This window comes from Streptomyces sp. YGL11-2, from assembly GCF_050054615.1.
Taxonomy (GTDB): Bacteria; Actinomycetota; Actinomycetes; order Streptomycetales; family Streptomycetaceae; genus Streptomyces.
In genome coordinates, this window is record NZ_JBNHIN010000017.1 from 1 (window position 1) to 6,105 (window position 6,105).

General features: G+C 69.0%; 6 protein-coding genes and 1 pseudogene. 4 read left to right on the forward strand and 3 right to left on the reverse strand.

Annotation, left to right across the window (positions count from 1 at the left end; translation table 11 throughout):
• Nucleotides 1-253 (reverse strand): annotated as a pseudogene (locus tag ACO1BR_RS20390) (flotillin); the annotation flags it as partial.
• A 14-nt stretch (nt 254-267) separates the two neighbouring features.
• Nucleotides 268-510 (reverse strand): hypothetical protein, encoded by a 243-nt coding sequence (locus ACO1BR_RS20395; RefSeq protein ID WP_426796498.1) that lies wholly within the window; start codon nt 508-510, stop codon nt 268-270.
• Nucleotides 511-1,578: 1,068 nt separating this feature from the next.
• Between ACO1BR_RS20395 and ACO1BR_RS20400 the strand changes: the two genes are divergently transcribed.
• Complete coding sequence (locus tag ACO1BR_RS20400; RefSeq protein ID WP_426796499.1) at nt 1,579-1,710, forward strand: hypothetical protein; 132 nt, start codon at nt 1,579-1,581, stop codon at nt 1,708-1,710.
• A 13-nt stretch (nt 1,711-1,723) separates the two neighbouring features.
• Nucleotides 1,724-2,086, forward strand: coding sequence for a hypothetical protein (locus ACO1BR_RS20405; RefSeq protein ID WP_426796500.1), 363 nt, complete (start codon nt 1,724-1,726; stop codon nt 2,084-2,086).
• On the opposite strand, the gene ACO1BR_RS20410 is transcribed toward ACO1BR_RS20405, so the two are convergent.
• Complete coding sequence (locus ACO1BR_RS20410; RefSeq protein WP_426796501.1) at nt 2,075-2,983, reverse strand: LysR family transcriptional regulator; 909 nt, start codon at nt 2,981-2,983, stop codon at nt 2,075-2,077. The genes ACO1BR_RS20405 and ACO1BR_RS20410 overlap by 12 nt on opposite strands.
• Nucleotides 2,984-3,150: 167 nt before the next feature.
• Here ACO1BR_RS20410 and ACO1BR_RS20415 point away from each other — a divergent pair, with 167 nt between their 5' ends.
• Together ACO1BR_RS20415 and ACO1BR_RS20420 are read left to right on the forward strand one after the other, a co-directional pair.
• The gene (locus ACO1BR_RS20415) at nt 3,151-4,611 is read left to right on the forward strand and encodes a M20 family metallopeptidase (RefSeq protein WP_426796502.1); all 1,461 of its coding nucleotides are present in this window, start codon (nt 3,151-3,153) and stop codon (nt 4,609-4,611) included.
• A gap of 99 nt (nt 4,612-4,710) precedes the next feature.
• Complete coding sequence (locus ACO1BR_RS20420; protein ID WP_426796503.1) at nt 4,711-6,030, forward strand: MFS transporter; 1,320 nt, start codon at nt 4,711-4,713, stop codon at nt 6,028-6,030.
• The last annotated feature ends 75 nt before the right edge of the window (nt 6,031-6,105 follow it).

Below are 6,105 nucleotides of genomic sequence, written 5' to 3' on the forward strand. Positions count from 1 at the left end.
TGCTCTCGGTGTCGTTGCCGACCTTGAACGCGATCACGGCACGGACCGTGAGCGCGATGCCCTGCCGGGTCACGCACTTTTCGGCGACCTCGGCCTCACACATGGCCAGGGTCAGGAAGCGCACCTTGCGGATGACCGGAAGTACGAACTTGCCGTGGCCGGTGACCACTCGGAACGGAGCGCCGCCCTGGCCGCGCTTGCCTCCTGAGATCAGCATGGCTTGATCAGGGGCGGGAACGCGGTATCCGAACATTGTTTGTTCTCTCCTTAATCGGCGTCGCCGGGCGACGCGTCCAACGGGTCAGCCCACTCCATGACGTCGACCTGGCGATTGTCACGGGACTCGATCACGAGCACGGTCGTTCCTGCCAGAAGGGGCTCGGCGGACCACGCGAGGAAAGCTTCGGAGCCCCCGCGGATCCGCACCAGAACCTCACCGGGTCCGGCAGCTCCGCGCGTGCCGATCAGCAGCACTCCGGTACAGCCGAATACGGCGTCGTCCCGGATCATTTACCGCCGCCTTTCCCCCGTTGCGTTCGTGGTGCCCGACCCTAACTCACTGGATCCGAGCACGCCCTGGTGGGATGTGTCCGATAGGGCTGGCGAGGGATCGCCGGTCGGGCATGCTGTGAACGGGGCAAATTTGACGCGTCGTTAACGTCGTGCAAATTGCGCTCCGGTGACCAGGTTCCCTCAATGTGTGGCGGGCCGTGCTCACGGGTTGGTCAGATGGATATCTCGCCCCGGCCCGAGGATGGCTTCAGCCCGCCCTTCAACAGCCGATAACCAGGTCAGTGCGCCTGCTGGCGTGGACAGCGTGAGAGCTGGTGTGGCGCTGGACTGCGACGTACGAAGAGTGCGATCGACACCGCGATGGTTGCGACGGACACGACGGGGAGCGCGCCCGTCGCTGTGAGGGCCTGCTGCGACTGGTTCATGACGTCTCTCCTGCTCTCGCGAACGGTCCGCGAAACGGGGCAAGGGCCGAAGCCGCTTCGGGCGCCTGCGGTGTCGGGCGCGGCATCCGTAAACTCCCTGAAATCACTCTCCGCGGCCGATGTTCAACACAGTGCAGATGGATGCCCTGACTGCACCCCGGACAGCACCCGCAGGCGGCCCTGTGTCATCCCCGAAGTACTGCTGGTTTTGGTGCAGTTAGGCGCCATGACTCGCCTCCATTGGTGCTGCCGTATCGCCGGTGTGACTGCCCGAGCGGAATGTCGCGTATCTGCTCGAAACATGTCGCACGTCCAATAACTGAGCTTTTCTCAGGCTCCTTTACATACCGCAGGAGTCGTCACTACAGTGATCCGCGACCGTTGAACCGCGCAGGTTGTTGACCGCGACCGCGCGCCTCTCATGTGCGAATTTCGGGGAAATCAAGTGGACAAGTTGAAGCAGCGGACTGCGGCCTAGTACTGGCGCCGGCGGTTCTGGCCGGTGGAATCATGGTCTTCGGGACGGGTGGCATCTGCTGACAGCGGGGCATCAGCACACCCGGCGGCGGGTGAGGTTTCGGTCAAGAGCATCGATGGCAATTGCGGCTCACTCCTGGGCGCCGGCGTCAGCGTTGGCTCGATGGGGAAGACCGATTTCGAGGACTTCACGAAGGAATTCGGCTGCGCGTGGCAGGACAACTCCATCGGTGTTGGCACGGACTTCGCTCCGCGCGCCGCTGGCCACTGGGATTGCAGCTCGGCCGGAGACTGATCGAAGTCAGCTCGTGGAAATCACCCTGGCACTCGTGTTGGTGGTCGCCGAATTGACGGTGCTGGCCGATGGGTACATCGACGGCCAGACAGACGCGAGGCCGAGCAGGGGCATCCGCGGTACTCGGGTACTCGTCCCGCTGCTCGCTGCGGCAGCAGTCGTGGCGCTGGTGCCCGATCCCGCGTGGAAGGTGGCGGTGGCTCTGGTCACGGTCGTCCACGACATCGTGGTTCTCGCGGAGCAAGGGCGCGACATGGTGGCTCGAACGCCACCGTGCCTCATCCGTGCCCCCAGGCTGGTCGCGAACGGTGGACAAGTGCGCAGGTACGCGGGACGGAGGCGTCTCGGTGCCGGTGTCGAGTCGTCACGCCTCTGACCGTCGCAGCAGTGACACCAGCAACCCGGCGAACTGCGTTGCCGCCCAGGGCAGTCGACGGCCCAGCATCGTCTGCACCTGGGCCTCGCGACGGCGGAAGACCGGGTGGTCGAGCGGTACGTAGACGACGCCTTCGGCCGCCGGGTCCGAGTGCAGGTCGCCCAGGTCGCCGACGAGCGCGATGCCACCGCCGGAGCGGACGAACTCGTACTTCGAGGCCATGGCGTCGCAGACCAGCGCCGGCCGGATGGCCAGTCCCTCCAGTTGTACGCCGATGTCGAAGAGGTCGCGCTGGGTGGTTCCGGTCGGGGCCATGGCGAGGGGATACGCGCACAGCTCGGCCAGGCCGACCCGCTCGCGGTCGGCGAGTTCGTGTCCGGGCGGCACGATGGCGGCCATCGGCACCACGACGGCGCACTCCACCCGTACGTCGTACTGCGGGCCCATCGCGTAGGTGACGGCGATGTCGGCGATGCCCTCGGCCACCCGGCGGGTCGCCTCTTGGTGGGGTACGCGGTCGAGCCTGAACGTCACGTCCGGGTGGTCGCGCCGGAAGGTCGCCATGGCACGGGGGACGAGGCGGCGGGCGAAGCCTTCCGAGCAGGCCACGGTGACGTTGCGGACCTCGGCGCCGCTGCCGGTGCGCAGCTCGGTGACGAGCGCGGAGGACTCGGCCTCGCTGCGGCGGACGTGGGCCAGCAGCCGCGATCCGGCATCGGTCAGGGTCATCCCGCGCGGATGCCGGACGAACAGCGGGACGCCGATCCCGGATTCGAGCTTGGCGATCTGCCTGCTGATCGCCGAGGGGGCGACCCGCAGCCGCTGGGCGGCCTCGCTCACCGCCCCTGTCCGGGCGACTTCGAGAAAGTACGCCAGGCTCACCGGCATGAGCTGCATCGGACCTCCGTGGGGCGAGCGCGCGACCGACGCATCGGTTTGCCGAGATTAGAACGCAACCGCGCGCAAACAGCAATGGTCAGGCGGCTGGAAACCGTCCTACGCTGCTGAGCCAACGCCGCACAGGCACGTGCCTCCGCATCTGCGCGACTTGTAGGAGTAGCCCTGTGATTTCCGAGAATCTGGTCCAACAGGCCGAGGATTACGTCGACTCGGGGGCGTTCTTCGCCGACCTGAGCGCGATGGTCCGCTACCCGACGGAGAGCTCCCGCCCCGGAGGCCACATTGCCGTCAAGGCATACCTCGACGAGGTTCTCGTACCCGCGTTGCGCGGCCTCGGGTGCTCCGTGGCCGAGTACCCGAACCCGGACTCCTCCGGCGGCCCGTTCCTCGTCGGCACCCGCGTCGAGGCCCCCGAGCTCCCCACGCTGCTCTGCTACGGCCACGCCGACGTGGTGGACGGCCACGCCGGCCGGTGGAGCCAGGGCCGCGACCCGTGGACCCTGACCGCCGACGGCGACCGGTGGTACGGCCGCGGGGCGGCCGACAACAAGGGGCAGCACCTGGTCAACCTCGCGGCGCTGCGGCTGCTGCTGGAAGAGCAGGGATCGCTCGGCTTCAACCTGACCTTCCTGTTCGAGACCGGCGAGGAGGTCGGCTCGCCGGGCCTGGCCGACTTCGCCGCCACGCACCGCGAACAACTGCGGGCCGACGTCCTGATCGCCTCGGACGGGCCGCGCCTGGACGCGGCGACGCCGACGCTGTTTCTCGGGGCGCGTGGCGGCGTCAGGCTCCTGCTCGATGTCGACCTGCGCCCCGAGTCGTACCATTCCGGCAACTGGGGCGGCATCCTGCGCAACCCCGCCACCACCCTGGCCGGTGCCATCGCGAGCCTGGTCGACGGCCATGGCCGCCTCCAGGTCCCCGCGCTGCTGCCGCCCCCGATTCCGGCCCCCGTACGCGGGGCACTGGCCGGCGTCACGGTCGCCGGCAACCCCGGCGACCCCGCCCCGGACGAGGGGTGGGGCGCGCCCGGCCTGACCGCCGCCGAGCGGCTCTACGGCTGGAACACCCTTGAGGTCCTGTCGCTCGGCTCAGCCGACATCGACCACCCGGTCAACGCGATCCCCGGCCGGGCCCGCGCCGTCCTGCAGCTGCGGTACGTCACCGGCACCAACGTGAGCCGGATACGGGAGATCGTCGCCGAGCACCTGGCCGCCCGCGGCTACCCGATGGTGGACGTGACCGTCCGCAGCAGCTTCGCTGCCAGCCGTACGCCACTGGACGACCCGTGGGTGGGCTGGACCAAGACGACGTTGGAACAGGTCACCGGCAAGACAGTCGCCCTCCTGCCCAACATCGGCGGCTCGCTGCCCCACCACGTCTTCACCGACATCCTCGGCCTGCCCACTCTGTGGCTGCCGCACTCCTACCCCGGCTGCCTCCAGCACGCACCCGACGAGCACCTGCTCGGCACGATCGCCCGCGAGGGCATCGTGCTGGCCACCGCGCTCTTCCACGCCCTCGGCCACCCCTCGGCCGACCACCCCCTCCCCGCCCGTGCCGAAACCCACCGACCGCTCGCCGTCCGCGCCGACGCCGACCCGCCGCTCTCCGTCCGCGGCTGAGCAGACCACCGACTCCCCACCCCTGCTCGGCCAACTTCCCGCCACCCGCCCCCCGTTCGGACTCACGACGCAGCCGAGCGCACGCCGGAAGGATCCGCCATGACCGGAGTCTCCCCGCACCCCGCCCGGCCGGGGACATCCCCGGCCGCACCCCCGAGTCGGCCATCAGCCACGCGCGCGATAGCGGCGGCGACCATCGGCAACGCCCTCGAATTCTTCGACCTCGCCCTGTACGCCCTGATGGCGACGTACATCGGCAAGAACTTCTTCCCCGATGCCGACCCGGGCGTCCAACTCGTCCGGACCTACGCGGTGTTCGGCGTGACCTACCTGGTCCGCCCGATCGGCGGCCTACTGCTCGGCGCGTACGCCGACCGGCAGGGGCGCAAAAAGGCGCTGATGCTGTCGATCCGGCTGATGGTCCTCGGCACCCTGCTGATGGCGTTCATGCCCGGCTACGCGACGCTCGGGTTCGCCGCACCGCTGGGCATCGTGCTCGCCCGGCTCATCCAGGGTTTCGCGGCCGGCGGTGAGTTCGGCGCCGCCACCTCCTTCCTGGTCGAGCAGAACAACCAGCGCAGGGGCTTCTTCGGCAGCTTCCAGTTCGCCAGCCAGGGGCTCGCCACCCTCATCGCCTCCGGGTTCGCCGCGGCTCTGACCACGACGCTGTCCGACGCCCAGATGACGGCCTGGGGCTGGCGGGTGCCGTTCGCCTTCGGGCTGCTGGTCGGCCCGGTCGGCTACCTCGTACGCCGTTACGTCGAGGAGTCGCCCGCGATGGCGCGGATGCCGGCGGCGCGGAACGGCGGGAAGGCGCCTTCGCCGATCCGCTCGGTCTTCCGCCACCACGGGGGCGGCCTGCTGATCGCCGGCGGAGCGCTGGTGGTCTCCACCGCGCTCAACTACGCCCTTCAGTACATGCCCACCTTCGCCATCAGGGAACTCGGCCTGGACAACTCGCTGTCCTTCACCGCCCTGCTCATCACCGGCGTCATCCTCACCTTCGGCACCCCGGTGGTCGGCCTGCTCGCCGACCGCTTCGGCCGGCTCAGGATCATGGTCCCCGCCGCGGCCCTGATCGGCCTGAGCGCCGTCCCGCTGTTCGTCTGGATCACCAGGGCACCGTCCTTCCTGTCCCTCGTGCTGTGCATGACGGTCCTCGGCCTGCTGAAGGCGACGTACTTCGGCGCGCTGCCGTCGGTGATGTCCGACGCCTTCCCCGTCGAAGTCCGCGCTACCGGGCTCGCGTTCAGTTACAACGCCACCACCGCCCTCTTCGGCGGCTTCACCCCCACCATCGCCGCGACGCTGGTCACCGCGACCGGTTCCCGGATCTCGCCGAGCTACTACCTGCTGGCCGTCTCAGCCGTGAGCATCGCCGCGCTCGTCAGCGGATCTCGCATCCGCGGCCTCCGCTGACAAGGGCGTACGAAGGCGACTCGGTGTGGACCCACAAGTGGTGACCGCCTGGCGTCTCTCCCGGGCCGAGGCCGG